The organism is Maricaulis sp. (assembly GCF_015665295.1).
Classification (GTDB): Bacteria; Pseudomonadota; Alphaproteobacteria; order Caulobacterales; family Maricaulaceae; genus Maricaulis.
Genome location: NZ_JADFAJ010000034.1, coordinates 1 through 17,466, shown reverse-complemented (window position 1 = coordinate 17,466; position 17,466 = coordinate 1). Strand labels below are relative to the sequence as shown.

12 protein-coding genes are annotated in these 17,466 nt (G+C 63.2%); 5 read left to right on the top strand and 7 right to left on the bottom strand.

Annotated elements, in window-relative coordinates; translation table 11 throughout:
• The first annotated feature begins 147 nt into the window (after positions 1–147).
• Positions 148–1,350 (top strand): cellulase family glycosylhydrolase, encoded by a 1,203-nt coding sequence (locus QZZ02_RS13470; RefSeq protein WP_291845158.1) that lies wholly within the window; start codon positions 148–150, stop codon positions 1,348–1,350.
• 4 nt (positions 1,351–1,354) lie between these two features.
• Here QZZ02_RS13470 and QZZ02_RS13465 read toward each other — a convergent pair whose 3' ends face one another.
• Complete coding sequence (locus tag QZZ02_RS13465; RefSeq protein WP_291845156.1) at positions 1,355–2,902, bottom strand: exopolysaccharide biosynthesis polyprenyl glycosylphosphotransferase; 1,548 nt, start codon at positions 2,900–2,902, stop codon at positions 1,355–1,357.
• Positions 2,903–3,126: 224 nt separating this feature from the next.
• Here QZZ02_RS13465 and QZZ02_RS13460 point away from each other — a divergent pair, with 224 nt between their 5' ends.
• The 3 genes from QZZ02_RS13460 (at position 3,127) to QZZ02_RS13450 (ending at position 9,133) form a co-directional block, all read left to right on the top strand.
• The gene (locus QZZ02_RS13460) at positions 3,127–4,737 is read left to right on the top strand and encodes a SulP family inorganic anion transporter (RefSeq protein ID WP_291845155.1); all 1,611 of its coding nucleotides are present in this window, start codon (positions 3,127–3,129) and stop codon (positions 4,735–4,737) included.
• Positions 4,738–4,817: 80 nt separating this feature from the next.
• On the top strand, positions 4,818–5,843 hold the full coding sequence (locus tag QZZ02_RS13455) for a glycoside hydrolase family 43 protein (RefSeq protein WP_291845154.1): 1,026 nt from the start codon (positions 4,818–4,820) through the stop codon (positions 5,841–5,843).
• A 104-nt stretch (positions 5,844–5,947) separates the two neighbouring features.
• Positions 5,948–9,133, top strand: a complete 3,186-nt coding sequence (locus tag QZZ02_RS13450; RefSeq protein ID WP_291845152.1) for an amidohydrolase family protein — start codon at positions 5,948–5,950, stop codon at positions 9,131–9,133.
• Between the two features lie 169 nt (positions 9,134–9,302).
• Here the strand turns inward: QZZ02_RS13450 and QZZ02_RS13445 are convergent, their stop codons facing one another.
• From QZZ02_RS13445 to QZZ02_RS13420, 6 genes are all read right to left on the bottom strand, one after another.
• Complete coding sequence (locus tag QZZ02_RS13445; protein ID WP_291845149.1) at positions 9,303–11,531, bottom strand: TonB-dependent receptor; 2,229 nt, start codon at positions 11,529–11,531, stop codon at positions 9,303–9,305.
• A gap of 162 nt (positions 11,532–11,693) precedes the next feature.
• On the bottom strand, positions 11,694–12,344 hold the full coding sequence (locus QZZ02_RS13440; RefSeq protein WP_291845147.1) for a glutathione S-transferase: 651 nt from the start codon (positions 12,342–12,344) through the stop codon (positions 11,694–11,696).
• Positions 12,344–13,276: a rhodanese-related sulfurtransferase gene (locus QZZ02_RS13435; RefSeq protein WP_291845145.1), complete on the bottom strand. Its 933-nt coding sequence runs from the start codon at positions 13,274–13,276 to the stop codon at positions 12,344–12,346. The genes QZZ02_RS13440 and QZZ02_RS13435 overlap by 1 nt, the downstream gene beginning before the upstream one ends.
• A 79-nt stretch (positions 13,277–13,355) precedes the next feature.
• A complete protein-coding gene (locus tag QZZ02_RS13430; protein ID WP_291845143.1) occupies positions 13,356–15,074 on the bottom strand; it encodes an ATP-binding protein in 1,719 nt (572 codons plus the stop codon).
• An 8-nt stretch (positions 15,075–15,082) separates the two neighbouring features.
• Entirely contained in the window at positions 15,083–15,466 is a 384-nt protein-coding gene (locus tag QZZ02_RS13425; protein ID WP_291845142.1) for a hypothetical protein, read from the bottom strand.
• A 250-nt stretch (positions 15,467–15,716) separates the two neighbouring features.
• Positions 15,717–16,583: a hypothetical protein gene (locus QZZ02_RS13420; protein WP_291845140.1), complete on the bottom strand. Its 867-nt coding sequence runs from the start codon at positions 16,581–16,583 to the stop codon at positions 15,717–15,719.
• 93 nt (positions 16,584–16,676) lie between these two features.
• On the opposite strand from QZZ02_RS13420, the gene QZZ02_RS13415 reads away from it, so the two are divergent.
• The gene (locus QZZ02_RS13415; protein ID WP_291845138.1) at positions 16,677–17,336 is read left to right on the top strand and encodes a Fe2+-dependent dioxygenase; all 660 of its coding nucleotides are present in this window, start codon (positions 16,677–16,679) and stop codon (positions 17,334–17,336) included.
• The last annotated feature ends 130 nt before the right edge of the window (positions 17,337–17,466 follow it).

The following is a 17,466-nucleotide window of genomic DNA, read 5'->3' as shown; positions in this document are numbered from 1 at the left end:
TTTCACAGCGCCATCGGTTCGCGGTGGGCTGGCACGCGCCAGCCGCAGCCTGGCCGATGCCTGTAACAGGGCGCCGTTGGGACCGCTTCGTACATTGCCTGACCGGGGCTTGCGAAAACTCGATCGCCTTGCCGGGTTCTGGGCCTTATGACCGGTCTGACCCGTCGTCAGGGCCTCGTGGCTGCGGCAGCCGGTCTGACCTGGTCAGGCGGTGCGAGCGCCGATGTGCCGCGCCGGGAGCTTTGGGACAATCGCCTGGGAGTGCGCCTGCGCGGCGCGGTGATCGCCCAGCGGCGGGTCTATGCCGAAATTGACGGTCCCGAGTTTCTCGGTGCCGGCCCGGTCGGGGCGCCGGTCAGCGACGCCGCGCTTGCGCGACTGGCTGCCCTGGGTGGCAATCTCGTTATGCTTTCCGTTCCCGGTCCGGCAAGCGAGGCGCCCCCCTTCGCTGCCGATCCGGTAATCGAGACCCATCTCCATCGCCTTGTCCGGCGTTGCGCGCGCCACGGCCTTTTTGTGGTGATCGGGTTCCGGACGGGCCCCGGGCGCAGTGAGTTTACCTTCCATCGCGACCAGGCGGGCAGCTGGTTTCCTGCATCGCGCATCGATGAAAGCATCTGGCGGTCCCGCGAAGCGCATGATGGCTGGGTCGCGATGTGGCAGCGTACCGCGCGGCAGTTCCGCAATTATCCCAACCTGGCCGGCTATCTGTTGATGGTCGAACCGAACGCCAATCTGGCGGCACCCGGGCCGGCGGGAGGCGATCTCGATATCTGGGACGCAGGGCAGCTGGCAGGCAGTGTCGAAGGGACACCGGCAGACTGGCCGAGCCTGGCCGGACGCCTGGCGCGCGCGGTCCGCTCCGAGGATGCTGAGACGCCGATCCTGGTCAGCCCGGATGGCTATGCCAATCATCGATTTAGCGGTCTGCTTGATTTGCAGGCGGCGCCCGGGCTTGTCCTCGCGGTTCATGATTATGCGCCGCGCGCCTACACTCATCAGGATCGGGATGCCGGGCTGGGCTTTGACCCGGGGCTGGCTGATTTCGTGCAGCCATCCGGCGATACGCCCTGGATGCTGGGCGAATTTGGCGTATCGCGCTGGGCCCCCGGGGCCGCCCGTTATCTGGCCAGCCGGATTGCTGCCGCGGAAGCCGCAGGCGCTGCCTGGTCGGTGTTTCGCTGGGATAGTGGCTGGCGCGTCTATGAAAACGCCGAGAACCGTTTCAACCCGCTCTACGGCAGCGACCCGGACGCCGACCTGCCCGATGCCGCTTCACCGCTGATCGAAACCCTGTCGCGGGCCTGGTCAGCCAACCAGATCCGCCCGGCACCGCTTCTGCGGCGCTGATGGTTCAGCGGATATTGGTCTTGTCGCCAAGCAGGGCCGGCAGGGTGCGGAGCATGATCCACAGATCGAACCAGAAATTGGCCTTGTCGATATAGGCGACATCCAGGGCAATCCGCTCGCGCGCGGCTTCCGGCGAATGCAGCGGACCGCGAGAACCATTGATCTGGGCCCAGCCGGTAATGCCCGGCTTGACGCGGTGACGGTGCGCATATTCGGCGACCAGGCTGGAGGTTTCTGTACCGCCGGTACGCATGCCCGGCGCGTGCGGGCGCGGTCCCACGAGCGACATGTCGCCGGTCAGCACATTCCACAATTGCGGCAGCTCATCGAGGCTGGTCATGCGAAGGAAACCGCCGAGACGCGTGACCCTTGGATCATCGAGCTCGACCTGGCGTATCGGCTTGGCGGCGGCGTCGGGATCATGCCGCATGGTGCGGAATTTCAGCACCTTGATCGGGCGGCCATTGAAGCCTTCGCGAACTTGCCGGAACAGGACCGGACCGCGACTGTCGAGCCGGACAGCCAGTCCGATCAGCAGCATGACAGGCAGGGCCGCGACAAACAGGCCCAGACCCAGGGCGACGTCCTGCAGGCGCTTGGCCAGAAGATGGCTGAAGCGTTCCTCGGCACCGCTCATGCGGGCGGCCTGGACGCCGACGATATCGTCCAGGGAGGTCTCGGCCGGATCAAAACTGTCGAGATCAAGCAGCAGGCAGACCGTGTGCGGCAACGCGCGCAACTTGGTCAGCAGGAGGCGCACCCGTTCCTCGGCCTTCGGCGTCACCGTCAGGATGATGCGATCGACCTCGTGCAGGAGCGACCAGGACAGGAGGTCGTCCGTCGTGCCGAGATAGGGGGCCCCGGCGAGAGCTTGCGGGCTGCGCGCCTTGCGGTCGTCAAAAATGCCCACGACATTGACCGTGCCGGAGCCGGCATTGGCCTTGATCAGCTTGCTGGCATTCGGCGTGGCGCCAACCAGCACGACATTGCGGGCCAGTCGGCCGGACTTGGCCCAGTGCTGGATGAAGCCGGCGTAGATGACGTGAAGCAGAGTGACCGCGCCGACACTCGTGATCGCGAATGTCGCCACGAGATGGGTCACATTCGGCGCCGTGACATGGGCGAGAGCGGTGATGGCCGTGCCGGCGAATGCGGTGGCGATGAAGGCGCGCAGCATGCGCAGCGTCGCGCTCTCGCGCGGTTCCACCTTGTAAAGGCGCATCAACATGGCCAGGGCCGGGCAAAGCGCTGCAAAGGCAAGCAGGGGCAGGAGTTCACCGGCCGCGACCTCGGTCACGGCGCCGCCGGACATGGCAAAGGCGCCGGTCACGGTGAGGGTGAGAATGACAAGAATGTCGATGCTCTGCCAGATATGGCCAAGCGCCTTGCGATTGACGCGATGGCGCGGCGCGCGCGCGTCAGCCTTGAGGTGGGCGCGTGTCAGGCTCGCCGGATCGGGATTGGGCTGGCGATGCGCTTCTGATGTATCATTGGCCGGTCCCGACGCCTTGCGGGTCTGGTCTGTCTGGCGCGGTGCGTTGGAATAATCCACGGCGATCCCCATTGATCCTGACGCCATTGGAGCAGACCAGGCAAAAGATTTCGTTGAGAAGCGTGGTTAGCGAAGCGTTACCGTGCGCCGTCCTTGATCCTCAGGCCCGCGCGCCGTGAAGAAAACGGGTGCATTCTTGTGCGTCGCAACATATCACGGCGCGATGACGGTTCGCGCGCATCCGTGTTCCTTCAAAACCGACGCAGCTACCCGGTGGACTTCCCATGCTTCGAACTTCCCTCGCCGCCTTCACGGAACGCCTTGCCGCGACCATTGGTGACCGGGGCGAATTGCCGCCGCTCAATGTCAGCCGGATCCGGATCGAAATTCTCGCCGGCCTGACCGTGGCGCTGGCGCTGGTGCCGGAAGCCGTTGCCTTTGCCTTCGTTGCCGGTGTCCCGCCGCTGGCAGGTCTCTACGCGGCCTTCATCGTCGGCCTGATCACGGCAGTGCTGGGTGGTCGCCGCGGCATGATTTCCGGTGCGACCGGGGCTCTCGCTGTCGTGATGGTCCATCTCGTGGCCGAGCACGGGATCGAATACCTGTTCGCCACCGTGGTCCTGATGGGGATCATCCAGATTACCGCCGGCGTGCTGCGTCTGGGCAAATTCATCCGAATGGTGCCGCACCCGGTCATGCTGGGCTTTGTCAACGGGCTGGCCATCGTCATTTTCCTGGCCCAGATGGAGCAGTTCAAGACAGTCAACGAGGCCGGTGAGCATGTCTGGATGACCGGTTGGCCACTTGTTCTCACCCTCGGCCTGGTCGGTCTCACCATGGGGCTGATCTGGGTAGTGCCGAAAATCACCAAGGCGATTCCGGCACCGCTGGTCGCCATCGGCGTCGTCGCCGCACTCGTGATCGGGTTGGGCCTGCCGGTGCCGCGTGTCGGTGACCTGGCCTCCATCGAGGGTGGACTTCCGGCTTTCCACATCCCGATGGTACCGCTCAATCTCGAGACGTTCGAGATCATCCTGCCCTACGCCTTCATCCTCGCCGCCATCGGGCTGATCGAAAGTCTTTTGACGCTCAACCTGGTCGGTGAAATCACCGGTCGCCGCGGTGGCGCGTCGCAGGAATGTGTGGCCCAGGGCCTGGCCAATCTGGTCACCGGCTTTTTCGGCGGCATGGGTGGTTGCGCCATGATCGGCCAGTCGATGATCAATGTTAAGTCAGGCGGCCGCCTGCGCCTCGCCGGGATCGCGGCCGCGCTTTTCCTGCTCGCTTTCATCCTGGTCGGCTCATCGGCCATCGAACAGATTCCGCTGGCAGCCCTGGTTGGCGTCATGTTCATGGTGGTGATCGGGACCTTTGCCTGGCAAAGCCTGCGCATCCTGACCCGCATCCCCAAATCCGACGCTTTCGTGATCCTGCTGGTGACCGTCGTGACGGTCTATTCCGACCTGGCCATCGCGGTCATTGTCGGCGTCATCGTCTCGGCCCTGGTCTATGCCTGGAATGCCGCTTCGCGCATCCATGCCCGCGAGAGCATTGGCGATGCGGGTGAGCATATCTACAGGCTGGAAGGCCCGCTCTTCTTTGGATCGACGGCCAGCTTCCAGGAGCTTTTCGATGTCGAGAACGACCGTGACCGTGTGGTGATCGACTTTGCCGACAGCCGGGTGGTCGACCAGTCAGCCCTGCAGGCGATCGAGGATCTGGCCGTCAAATACGACCAGGCCGGCAAGCAGGTCGAGCTGCGCCATCTCAGCCGCGAATGCCACAAGCTGCTGAGTCGGGCCGGCCAGCTGATGGTCGACAGCGATGATGATCCAGCCTACGAGATCGCGGTCGACTACAAGGTCCGGCTTGGCCGGATGGGCGGCGCACACTGACCGTACCCCCCGAGCGCTCAAGTCTCTATCCTCGCGCGGGTGGACTGAGCTAGTCTGACGCTCGGGTTCCGGGGGAAGACATGCGGACCTGCATCAAGAACACCGCGCTTCATATGGCGATTTGTGCCGCTTTAGCTGTCACAGCCTGCGCAGAGGCACCGCCCTCCGGGTCGGCCAGCGCATCCGCACCCGGCTTCAACCCGATCATCACGGACCGTTTCACGGCCGATCCGGCCCCGATTGTTCATGATGGCCGGGTTTATCTCTATGTCGGTCATGACGAGGCCGGGCCGGAGGACATGTTCCGCATCACCGAATGGCTCGTCTATTCCTCCGACGACATGCGAAACTGGCAAGCGCACGGGCCCGTGATGCAGCCCACGGATTTCGCGTGGGCCATTCGCGATGCCTGGGCCTCGGAAGTCCAGGAACATGACGGCCGCTTCTATTTTTACACCGCCGTCGAACATGACGACACCCATCCCGGCAAGGCGATCGGCGTCGCGGTGTCGGACAGCCCCACGGGGCCTTTTGTCGATGCGCGCGGTTCCGCCCTGGTCAGCAATGACATGACGACCCAGGCCGATCACTCATGGGATGATATCGATCCAACGGTATTCATCGATGAGGACGGAGCGGCATGGCTCTATTGGGGCAATGGGCTCCTTTATTACGCCAGGCTTGCCGACAACATGATCGAGCTGGATGGTCCGATCCGCATCGCGCCTGTCCTGCATTTCGAGGAAGGCCCCTGGCTGCATCGCCACGACGATATCTATTACCTGACCTATGCCGGGATTGATCCCGCAGTCAGCCCGGACGAGCAAATCCACTACTCAACCGCGCCTGCGATCACCGGTCCCTGGACCTATCGCGGCATGCTGACCGGACCGGCGACGAACAGTTTCACCATCCATCCCGCCACGGTGGAATTCGAAGGGCAGTGGTATCTCTTCTACCATGACGGCACGCTGACCATCGACGGGGTTGAAGGCGGGCTGGGCCGGCGCGCAGTGCGGGTGGAATATCTCTATCACGAGCCGGACGGGTCGCTGCGCGCGGTAGAACAGACCGGTCGCGGGATCAGCGTGCCGCCGCAGGATTAGGCGCGACAAGGCCGGCGGGCGCCATTTTCCTCACTGAAGCGTTAGTTTGTCGCTTGTGTGGTGCAGGCCTATGCTCCCTTTGATTTCGATTTGGGGGGAGTCTCATGACCCGTTTTCTTGCTGCGCTGACAGCGTCAACCATGCTCGTTTCTGCACCGTCCTTCGCCATTCAGGATGAAGATGAGGGCTGGGACGTCGCCAATCCCCCGCTCGAAACGCGGCAAATTCCGATCAATGTCACCGAGGGTACCTGGATGTCGCTCGACGTCAGCCCGGACGGGCAGACGATCGCCTTCGACCTGCTCGGCGACATCTACACCTTGCCGATCGGCGGTGGTGCCGCGACCAACATCTCGTCCGGGCTGCCCTGGGAAATCCAGCCACGCTTTTCGCCTGATGGCAGCCAGATTTCCTTTACCTCGGACCGGGCCGGTGGCGACAATATCTGGGTGATGGGTGTTGATGGTTCCGATGCGCGCCAGCTGACCGAGGAGGGCTTCCGCCTGCTCAACAATGGCGCCTGGCATCCTTCCGGCCGCTATATCGCGGCCCGCAAGCATTTCACCACGACGCGCTCGGCCGGCACGGGAGAGATCTGGCTCTATCATGTGCTGGGTGGCGATGGCGTGCAGCTGGTTGAGCGACCCAATGAGAGCTTCCAGAAGGAACTCGGCGAGCCGATCTTCTCGCCCGACGGCCGCTATCTCTACTACACACAGAATGTGACCCCCGGGAACACTTTCATCTACGCCCAGGATTCCAATACCGACCTGTTCAATATCCTGCGTTATGACATGGAAACCGGCGAGACCGACACGGCCGTTTCCGGGGCCGGTGGCGCGGTGCGCCCCGCGCCGTCGCCGGATGGGCGCTACATGGCCTTTGTACGCCGGGACCGGATCCGGTCCGGCCTGTGGGTCAAGGATTTGCAGACCGGCGAGGAGCGCCGCCTCGTCGATACGGTCGACCAGGACATGCAGGAAACCTGGGGCGTGACCGGCATGTATCCGAACATGGACTGGATGCCCGATGGCGGTTCCATCGTCTATTGGGCCGAGGGCGGTATCCAGCGCGTCGATGTCGAGACCGGCGCGGTCACGAACATCCCGTTCAGCGTCAATGACACCCGCGATGTTATCGATCCGCCGCGTCCGACCGTCGAGGTCGCGCCAGACAGTTTCCAGACCCGCATGCCGCGCTTTGCGACGGCGTCACCGGATGGCAGTCAGGTCGTCTATGAGACGCTTGGCCAGCTCTGGGTCCGCGGTGCCGACGGCGGCGCGCCGCGCCGCCTGACCCGCGATGACGGGACGCGTCGCGAAATGATGCCGACCTGGTCCGCCGATGGCCGCACCATTGCCTTCGTGACCTGGGACGATGAAGTCCTGGGCTCGATCCGCACGATCTCCGCCCGTGGCGGACGCGAGCGCGTGCTCACGGACGAGCCGGGTCACTACCGCAATCCGCGCTTCTCGCCGGATGGCGAGACGGTGGTGTTCGAGAAGGGCTCGGGCGGTTTCCTGACCGCGCCGGAATGGTCCGAGAATGAGGGCGTCTACCGCGTCCCGACCGATGGCGGCGACATGGTCCGCGTGACCGATAGCGGATCGAATCCGCATTTCGGCGCCTCGAATGATCGTATCTTCGTGACGCGTGGCGGCGGCGGGGCCAGCCTGGTGTCCATGGACCTGAACGGTGCCAATGAGCGCACGCATGTGACCGGTGACCTGGTCACCGGTTACCAGGTCTCGCCGGACGGCACGCATGTCGCTTTCCGCCAGAATTATGATGTCTTCGTCCAGCCGCTTCTGCCCGGGCCGCAATCAGTGTCCGGCGGTCGCGGCAGCTCGGCCCTGCCGACGGTGGAAATCTCCGGCAATGGCGGCAGCTATTTCCACTGGAGCGGGAACGGTGATGCTGTTCACTGGTCGATGGGGCCGACCTTCTACACGGCTGCGGTTGCGGATTTCCGCCCCGACCCGACCGGCGCGCGCGAATACACGCCGCCGACCGAAGGGCTGGACCTGTCGATGACAGCCACAGCCGACCGGCCGACCGGTGTGGTCGCCCTGACCAATGCCCGCATCATCACGATGGCGGGCGAGGATGGCGGCGTGATCGAGAACGGGACCATCGTGATCGACGGTAATCGCATTGCCGCTGTCGGTGCCGATGTGATGGTTCCGGAAGGCGCCCGGACCGTCGACATGTCCGGTCGCACCATCACGCCGGGCTTTATTGATGCCCACGCCCACGGCCCGCAAGGCACGGGCGATATCATCCCGGAGCAGAACTGGGCGGTCATCGCCCATCTGGCCCTGGGCGTGACGACAATCCATGACCCGTCAAATCGGGCCAGCCAGATCTTCACGGCGGGCGAGTATCAGCGGGCCGGCAGCCTGCTGGCGCCGCGGATCTATTCCACCGGCGAGATTGTCTATGGCGCACGGGCGGCCTCCGTCTATGCCCAGATCGACAATTACGAGGACGCGCAGGAGCACGTCTTCCGCCTTGCTTCACAAGGTGCGCACTCGATCAAGAACTACAACCAGCCGCGTCGGGACCAGCGCCAGCAAGTCGTCGCCGCCGCGCATGCCGCCGGCGTGGAAGTGGTCGCTGAGGGCGGTTCCAACTACCACATGGACATGGCCATGGTGGCTGACGGCAATACCTCGATCGAACACAATCTGCCGCTCTCCGCGATCTATGAGGACGTGCTGCAGATGTATTCGCAGACCGAGGTCGCCTACACCCCGACCATCGTGGTGACCTATGGCGGTCTGGCCGGTGATCCCTACTGGCGCCAGGCAATGGATGTCTGGCTCCACCCGATCCTGTCCCGACATGCCCCGCCGCGCATCCTCGAGGCCGGCTCGGTGCGTCGCACCACGGCGCCGGAAGAGGACTTTGTTGACGACGACAATGCGCGCACGGCGTTACAGCTGCGCAATCGCGGTGTCGACGTGTCGATCGGCGCCCACGGACAGCAACAGGGTCTCGCCGCGCACTGGGAGATGTGGTCCTTCGTGCGAGGCGGTTTCACGCCGCTCCAGGCGCTGGAGACTGCAACCATGGCTCCGGCCCGGCATCTCGGTTTCGATGCCGATCTCGGCTCGCTGGAAGTTGGCAAGCTGGCCGACCTCGTGGTGATGACGGCCAATCCGCTCGACGATATCGGCAATACCGACGAGATCGAATACGTCATGCTCAATGGCCGACTTTATGAGGCGGACACCATGAACGAGACGGTGACCGGCGATCATCAGCGCCAGCCCTATTTCTGGGAATAGGCCGGGCGCGGACGTCAAGAAAAAGGGCGCCCCGGCAGGGCGCCCCTAGTCACTCGGGGGGATCGGCTTGTGAGCCTTGATGCCAGTATCCGGTCTCCCACGCAGCGAATAAAAAAGCCCCGGGCAATCGCCCGGGGCTTTTTCTTTCCTTAAGCCTTGCGGCTTTTGCCTAGTTCAGGCTGGCGCGGAAGGAAGCACCGACGATACGCGGCTCGTTGACGAAGCCGGTATTGTTGTTGAAGTCGATACCGCCGACGAGATTGGCTTCGTCGGTGATATTGCGGGCAAACAGCGCGACTTCATAATCCTGGCCACCAGAGAATTCGCCGGCATAACCAATTCGCAGGCCGCCCTCGAAATTGCCGTCGGAGTAGAATTCCTCGGACTCATAGAGGAAGAGATTCGTGTGGCCCTGGTAGAACCAGTCAGTATAGGCAAACCACTCACCGCCATTGCCGGCCGGGATGGCGTAGCGGGCCGTGAAGGACAGGATGTAATCCGGTGCCTGCGGGAAGGGATTGCCGTCGACTTCGACAAAGCCGTCATTGTCGGCATCCGGATCCAGCACGGTGCACTGGGCGCACACGCCGACTTCCAGATCGCTGTCCTGCAGTTCGGTTTCGTTCCAGGAGAAGCCGGCTGTGACGAAGAGATTGTCGGTCACCCACATTTCGCTGTCGATTTCGAAGCCGTAGCCGACTCCGCGATCGGCATTGATCAGCTGGACAAGATTGCCGCCGCCGCCAACAGCGGAGAGCTGAAGATCGTCGACCTGGTAGTAGAAGGCCGTCGCATTGAAGCGGGCGCGGCCATCAAGCGGCTCTGACTTGTAGCCGATTTCGAACGAGGTCGAGGTCTCGCTGTCGGCAATCGACGGCGGGTTGAAGAAGGCGACGTCACGGGCCTGGATCGACGGGCCGCGGAAACCGCGGGCAAGACGTGCGAACACGGCCTGGCTGTTGTCGAGGTCATAATAGGCTGACAGGTCCCAGCTGATCTGCTCGTCCTGGACGCTCACCGGCGCTACCGGGATCGAGGTCACGACACCGACCAGGCTTTTCTGGTCGACCGTGAAACGCAGACCACCCGACAGTTCGAGCCGCTCATTGAGCTGATGGGAGGCCTGGCCGAAGACGGACCACAGCTCATTGGTATGACGAACCGTCGTGGACGGCGGGAAGCCGCCATTCGGGCCGACCGTGGTGATGTCAAACTGGCTGTCGAAGAAATACGCACCGACCTGCCAGCTCGTCGCCTGGTCGTCCGGCGATGCAAAGCGGAACTCCTGGCTGAACTGCTCCAGGTCATCAATGCCGTCCTGGGTCTCGGACGGAAACGGAATGAAGCCCGGGCCGGTGAGCAGATTGCCACCATCGATATCGCCAAGGCTGTAGCCGGCGGCGTGCTCGTAAGCCGAGATCGAGGTCAGCGTATAGCCGCCGTCGAGATACAGGTTGATCGCAGCACTTGTGCCCCAGTTGTCGTAGGCCTGCGGATTGTTGAACGTGCTGTCGAAATAGACTTCATCGCGCACAAAATTGCCGTTCAGGGAATTGGATCCCGGCGTCAGGATATTGGCGCGGAAGATCGCCGACGTGCCTGTGAGCGAACGTGCGTGGACGTTGAACAGGGCCTCGACAGCCTCGCTCGGGGTGTACAGAAGCTGGATCCGGCCAGCCATTTCCTCGTGGCCGCCCAAAGCGTCCGTCTCGCCGGTGAACGCATTGTCGATCCAGTCGTCGCGCTGCTGCGAGAGCAGCGAGAGACGCGCGCTGAGCACGTCCTCAATCACCTGGCCACCGAGCGCGGCTTCCAGATTGGTGGTGCCGTAGGACCCGGCGGCGATGCTGACATAGCCGTCGGTTTCCTGGCTCGGACGGACCGAGTTGAAATTGATCGTACCGGCGGTTGTGTTGCGGCCGAACAGCGTGCCCTGGGGACCGCGGGCGATTTCGACCTGCGCGACGTCGAACAGCGGGAAGGATTTCAGGATGACGTTTTCCATCACCACATTGTCCATGATCACCGACACCGGTTGCGAGGCGGCGAGATCGAAATCGGTATTGCCGAGGCCGCGAATGTAGAAACGCGGAGCGACACGGCCGTTCGAGCTTTCTGCATAGACCGACGGGATGCGGGCCGAGAGGCTCAGAATGTCAGAACCGCCCTCGGTCAGCGGCGCAAGATCCTCGCCGGACTGCGCGGTGACGGAGTTGGCGATGTCCTGGACATTTTCCTCGCGTCGCGTGGTCGTCACGATGATGGTTTCAACCGTCGAGGCGGAGCTCGGAGCGGATTGTGCCGAAGCTGCCGCCGGGATGAAGGCGGAGGCAGTGAGCGCAAGGGCGCTGACACCGGCGAGTTGAACGCGTTTGCGCACGGAAGGAGCAAGGGTCATGAGGGATTCTTTCGAGCCAACCAGTAAGGGCTGTGCCGACGAAGTGGGCTTCGCGCTGAGGGCACAACGAGGATGGATCTTCAGATAACGGATATTGCATTTGTGTGACAGGCCCATGCTGCGCCGCAGCAGACTTCTGCCGGCCGGTGTGGATTTACCGCATCACCGAGCACTCTGATCCGGCGACGACGTCCAGACGGGGTGTTTGTGCATGATCATGGCAAAGCGGTCCGACGCGAGGTGGCGTTGAAGCCAGCGACGGGCATACGGCCAGCCCTGGGCGTTGAACCAGGCCGGATCGGTATGGGCGAATTGCCGGATGAAGGGGAAGACAGCGAAGTCGGCCAGCCCGTCAACGGGGCCGAGCAGGGCGGGGTTCCGGCTCAGGCGAGCGTCCAGCCCGGCAACGAATTCGGCGGCCGCTGTTCGGTGCTCATCGGGATCCGCATCATTGTAGCGCGTGGCATATTTGTAGCGGTCGAGGTGCGGTTTGAACCGGGTGTCGCACCGTTCAATAAGGGCGAGCGCCTCTGTTTCCCCGTCCAGCCAGTGGTCAGGGTCATGCTGCTGCAGCGCCCACAGCATGATGTCCAGGCTTTCCTCGAGCACTCCGCCGTCGGGCAGGACCAGAACCGGAACCGTGCCCTTGGCGGAGGCGGCCAGCATGGCCTGCGGTTTGTCGCGCAGCAGGATCTCGCGGTGTTCCACCGCAATGGCGCTGGCCTGCAGGGCGAGCCGGGCCCGCATCGCATAGGGGCAGCGGCGGAAGGAATACAGGATCGGCTCGTCCCGGGCCATCAATTCGGGCGCCATCAATCCGACCCGCGCGGCGCGCCGGGTTGGCCGAGATGCCATTCACCGCGTTCACGGGCCAATTCTTCCTGGCGATGCCGTTCGGCATAGCGTTCGCGTTGCTCCGGCGTACGGATTTCAACGCAGTGGGGGCAGGAAACGCCGACGACATAATCCGGTGATCGCAGGTCTTCCGGACCGAGCGGTTCGCGACAGGCATGGCACAAGGTGTGGGAGCCGGTCGCGAGGCCATGTTTGACTGCGACGCGTCGGTCAAACACGAAGCACTCGCCCTGCCAGCGACTGTCTGCCTCCGGGACCTGCTCGAGATATTTCAGGATGCCACCCTTGAGGTGGAAGACCTCGTCGACGCCTTCCATGCGGGCAAAGGCAGTGGCCTTCTCGCAGCGAATACCGCCCGTGCAATACATCGCGATGCGGGTATTCGGCCGCGTCTCGCGAAATTGCCGGAACCAGTCCGGAAACTCGCGAAAGCTGACCGTGTTGGGATTGATCGCCCCTTCAAACTGGCCGATCCGGACCTCGTAGTCATTTCTGGTGTCGATGGTGACCACATCCGGTGCGGTGATCAGGTCGTTCCAGTCCTCGGGATCGACATAGGTTCCGGCGGCACCGACCGGGTCGATATCAGCCACACCCATCGTCACGATTTCGCGTTTCAGCCGGACCTTCAGGCGCAGGAAAGGCTGGGCCTCAGCCCAGCTCTCCTTGTGTTCGAGCGATGCGAAGCCCGGCACGGCACGTAATTGCTGCAACACCGCGTGAACGCCGGCCTCCGGCCCGGCAATCGTGCCATTGATTCCCTCGGGCGCCAGCAGCAGCGTTCCGAAGACCTCATGGGCTTCGCAGGTCGATTTGATCGCGGCCTGCAGATCGGCATCCGCTTTCAGCGAGGCGAATTTGTAGAGGGCGGCAACGAGAAAGCGGGGCATGGGCATCCGTGCAGGTCTTGAACCTCCCGGCTATACCAGTCCCTGCGGGGGGCTGTCAGGCCGCCATGCTGTGCCGGCCTCAGCGATCGTTCGACACCTGACGCGGCGGCGCGTGATCCGGACCGTCATCGCCCCGGCTTGCCAGGCTGGCGGGAAGGCGGACGGTGAAGCAGGAGCCCTCCCCGGGGGTGGAGGTCACGCTGATATCGCCGCCATGCAGCTCGGCAGCCCGTTGACACAGCGCCAGACCGATACCGGTGCCCTCATAGGTATCGCCGCCATGCAGGCGTTCGAAGACCTCGAATATCCGCTTGAAATGCTTTTCATCGATACCGATTCCGTTGTCGGTCACGCTGATCAGGACATGCTCGCTGTCGCGGCGTGACGTGATCGCGATATGGGGCGGGGCATCACGGCGGTATTTGATGGCATTGGCGATCAGGTTCTGGAACATGCGGATGAGCAGGAAGCGGTCGGCATGGACCGGACCGTCGAGCGCCCAGTCCAGATTTGCGGCCGTTTCACTGACGACGGCGCCTAGCAATTCCTCGATCTCGGAGCGGATTTCAGCCGGCTCGATCCGCTCCACGCGGGCTTCCTTGCGTTCGGCCCGGGTGTAGGTCAACAGGTCTTGCACCAGTCGCTGGGCCCGGTCGGCTCCGCGATTGATGCGTTCCAGCATATCGCGCGACCGCTCGTCCAGATCGAGCTCGCGCCCGACCAGGATGGAGGAAATCCCCTTCATCGCCCGCAGTGGAGCCTGAAGATCGTGCGAGGCGTGCGAGGCGAAACGGTCGAGCTCGGCATTCTTGGCCGCGATGATCGCATTCGACCGGCTGAGCTCTGCAGTCTTGCGTATGACCTCGCGGCGAACTTCGTCGGCGCGACGGGCGTCCTTGAGCGAGATGGCACCGATTGTCACGGTGGCAAACAGCGAGGACAGCAGCACCACCCAGGGCAGGGCTCCCACCTGCATGAGAAAGGACCGGCGTGGCAGCAAGGTCGCGCGGATGCTTGAATATGGCGCCAACGCAGTCCAGCGCACCAGGAATGGCACGCTTTCGAGCGCCGAGCTGATATCCATGTCGGCATGGCTCGAGGCCATTTGCAGATCGCTGGCCTCGGCCAGCGCGTATGTCGGCGCGCGATCGTCAATATTGAAGATCACCCACAGCGGATCGACCGGCCCGATCGGGCCGGCCAGCATCGCGTCGAAATCGGAGACGACATAGGCGCGGCCGGTCGGACGATCCGGCAGGGTCTGGACCAGGGCGAACCGGCTGTAGCGCCCGTCCTCATCGGTCAGCGGCAGGACGACCGGCTGGTCCGAAGCTTCTTCACGGGCCATGAGGGCTGTGATCTCGCGCGAGGCCTGGCGGCCGATCTCGGGCGATAGCGAGTCCGCCAGCTCACCATTCTCGACAATGCCCATGTCGCGAATGACCGGGATCAAGCGCGCCGCCTCGGCAGAGCGAAAGATGCCGATTGCGTCCTGCGGGCTGAGGCCGCTGCCGATCGAAGCGGTAAGCTGGCGCAACCCGACATCCAGGCTGGACATCGAGCCACCGAGTTCGCTCGCTCGCGACATCGCATAGTTGCGGAAGTCCCGCTCCTTGTCCCGGGTCTGGCCGACCAGGGTGGCAAAGAACACCATCAAGGAGACCATGATCCCGAGCAGGATGATGACCACCGGCGTGCGATAGGTAGGCAGCAGGCCTGACAGGGTCTCGTATTCGCTGGTGTCACCGCTGGTGTCACCGCTCGTGCGGGGCGGTGGAGACGACGGGGCCGGTGCCAATTCGGACGCTATCCTTCAGCTTCTGACAAGCGCGTGAACCGGTCGAGCAGGACGGGGACAAGCGGCAACATGAGGACGGCTGTCGCGATCGAGGCCGCCGCCGTGAAGAGCTTGAGTACAGCCTCGAGATAGTAGAGCGGATACCAGAGCACGATGATATTCATCACGTGGTTGATGCCGCAGCACAAAATGAAGATTCCAAACATGATGAATGCCCAGCGAAAGGGCAGCGCCCGTTCGAGGCGGCGCAGGAACATCATGATGGTGATCGGGATGGAAAAATAGGCGAGGGCGATGGCGAGGTCGGCAATCACATGCATGCCGACCAGCTCAGGACGCCAGAGGAAGCACATTCCGTGCGGCATGAAATTATTGATGTCGAAATAGCCCATATGTCCCACTCCGCGTGCGCTTGAGGACGGCACCTTGCACTGAAAAACAACCTGTCGCGACTTAGTCGGCCGATTCGGTTCGCCGCTATCGACCAAAATTATGCATGTTCGCCGGGTGCGGGGCGGGGCCTTGAACACAGCAAGCTGACCCCACGGATTGCGGCCGCCTGGCTGGGCGATCATGCAGATGCGGACAGGCAAGCCGTGTGTCGACCGCCACAGTCCCGTGTCGGAGGCCTCAACGGCGGCCTCAGCGCAGCGCGTCGGCCCCGGCGCGGACATCGGCGGCGAGCGCCAGTAGCGCTGCGCTGTCCCGATCGAGCGACGCCGGACGTGTGACAGTCGGGAAGGCGGCAGCCATGGCGCTGACAGCGCGTCCCAGCCTCAAGGCCAGGTCCGGATTGCCTTCGGCAACCTGTTCAAGGTGATTGCCTGCATAGCGCCGGGCGGCGCGGGCAAAACCGTATCCGTCGAGATAAGGCTCCTGGGCATCAGGATGGGTCGTCAGCACTTCGTATTGCAGGGCGGCGCGTTCGATCAGGTCGGTCAGGACACGCGCGTGCACGCCAGCGGGCGACAGCTGGCTGCGCGGTGCAAAGGCCGAGGCGGCGTCAATGGCCGTCACGACGTCAGCGACCCGGGCTGCAATCGCCTCATCGCTTTCACCGGAATAGGGAGCTACCGAGGCGTCGGTCATGGTGTCCCCGAACAGGGGCGCACCGCGGCTTTCGAGCGCCGGTTCGAAATCGAGGTAGATCTCGGAGATCGGGTGCGCGAACATCTCGGCACCAGCCGTGCGGCTGCCGGCCTGAAAAGCGTCGATACCGGCCAGATAGTGGGCCCGCATGACTTCCAGCGCCGTCAGAAAGACGACTGGATCGGTTTCTGCTTCGACCGGGTCAATTCCGAATTCGCCGCCGGTGGCACCGCCTTCACCTTCACCGCCTTCACCTTCGCCTTCAGAAAAGCTGGGGGCCGGCGCTGCTGTTGGGGACGCTTCGTTGTGGGTATTCGGGCTGGCGGGCAGTTCCGCGGGCTCGCTGCATCCTGCCAGTCCGCCAAGAAGTGCGGCCGTACCGACCGAAGTCCAGATGCGCGTGCGACGCTTGATACCCATGGAACTCCCCTTGGCGGATGGATTTTGCTCTGATCAATGCGATAAACGCCTATCCGGTTTCAAAGCAAATGACAATTAGTCGCAGGGGCCTGCATGCTCATCCATCTGCAAAAAGTCTGTCCACCTGAACAGGTCGACCAGCTATGCAAGCTCATCGAAGGCGGGGCGTTCGCCGATGGTGGAAAGACCGCCGGAAAAGTGGCTCGCGTGGTCAAATCCAACGAGCAGCTGGAGACAGGCGCACGGGTCGACACGGTGCGTAGCGAGGTTCGCAAGGCACTCATGGCGCATGCCGGTTTTGTGAGTTTCGCGAGGCCCAAGACTCTCTCGCGCATCCTGGTCTCGCGTTATCAGCCGGGGATGGAGTACGGGCCGCATATTGACGATGCCCTGATGGGCGGGCGCCGGGCCGATCTCTCCTTCACGCTTTTTCTCAGCGATCCGGACAGTTATGACGGTGGTGAACTGGTCATGAGCGGCACCGATGGTGAAACCGAGATCAAGCTGGCTGCCGGTGATGCAGTCGTTTACGCGACTTCGTCGATCCATCTTGTGGCGCCGGTGACCCGTGGCGAAAGACTGGCCGTTGTCGGTTGGGTACGCAGTCTGGTGCGGCGTGCGGATCAGCGTGAAGTCCTGTTCGATCTCGACCAGGTCGCGAGCCGTTTGTTCGAGCGGGACGGCAAGACCCGTGAACTCGATCTCGTCCTCAAGACCAAGGCCAACCTGTTGCGACAATGGGCCGAGGACTAGGTTCTGTACCCATAAACCGGATTCCCAAATCACTCCGGCCGTGATTCAAGCTTCTTGGAGGAGTTGGATCATGGCCCGTTTTGATTTGAGCGATGGGGAGTGGGCGATTATCGCGCCGCTCTTGCCGAAC

Bases quoted from the DNA above. Each gene is read 5' to 3' on its own strand.
- QZZ02_RS13470 (WP_291845158.1), top strand. From the start codon at position 148: ATGACCGGTCTGACCCGTCGTCAGGGCCTCGTGGCTGCGGCAGCCGGT.
- QZZ02_RS13460 (WP_291845155.1), top strand. From the start codon at position 3,127: ATGCTTCGAACTTCCCTCGCCGCCTTCACGGAACGCCTTGCCGCGACC.
- QZZ02_RS13455 (WP_291845154.1), top strand. From the start codon at position 4,818: ATGCGGACCTGCATCAAGAACACCGCGCTTCATATGGCGATTTGTGCC.
- QZZ02_RS13450 (WP_291845152.1), top strand. From the start codon at position 5,948: ATGACCCGTTTTCTTGCTGCGCTGACAGCGTCAACCATGCTCGTTTCT.
- QZZ02_RS13445 (WP_291845149.1), bottom strand. From the start codon at position 11,531: ATGACCCTTGCTCCTTCCGTGCGCAAACGCGTTCAACTCGCCGGTGTC.
- QZZ02_RS13440 (WP_291845147.1), bottom strand. From the start codon at position 12,344: ATGGCGCCCGAATTGATGGCCCGGGACGAGCCGATCCTGTATTCCTTC.
- QZZ02_RS13435 (WP_291845145.1), bottom strand. From the start codon at position 13,276: ATGCCCCGCTTTCTCGTTGCCGCCCTCTACAAATTCGCCTCGCTGAAA.
- QZZ02_RS13425 (WP_291845142.1), bottom strand. From the start codon at position 15,466: ATGGGCTATTTCGACATCAATAATTTCATGCCGCACGGAATGTGCTTC.
- QZZ02_RS13420 (WP_291845140.1), bottom strand. From the start codon at position 16,583: ATGGGTATCAAGCGTCGCACGCGCATCTGGACTTCGGTCGGTACGGCC.
- QZZ02_RS13415 (WP_291845138.1), top strand. From the start codon at position 16,677: ATGCTCATCCATCTGCAAAAAGTCTGTCCACCTGAACAGGTCGACCAG.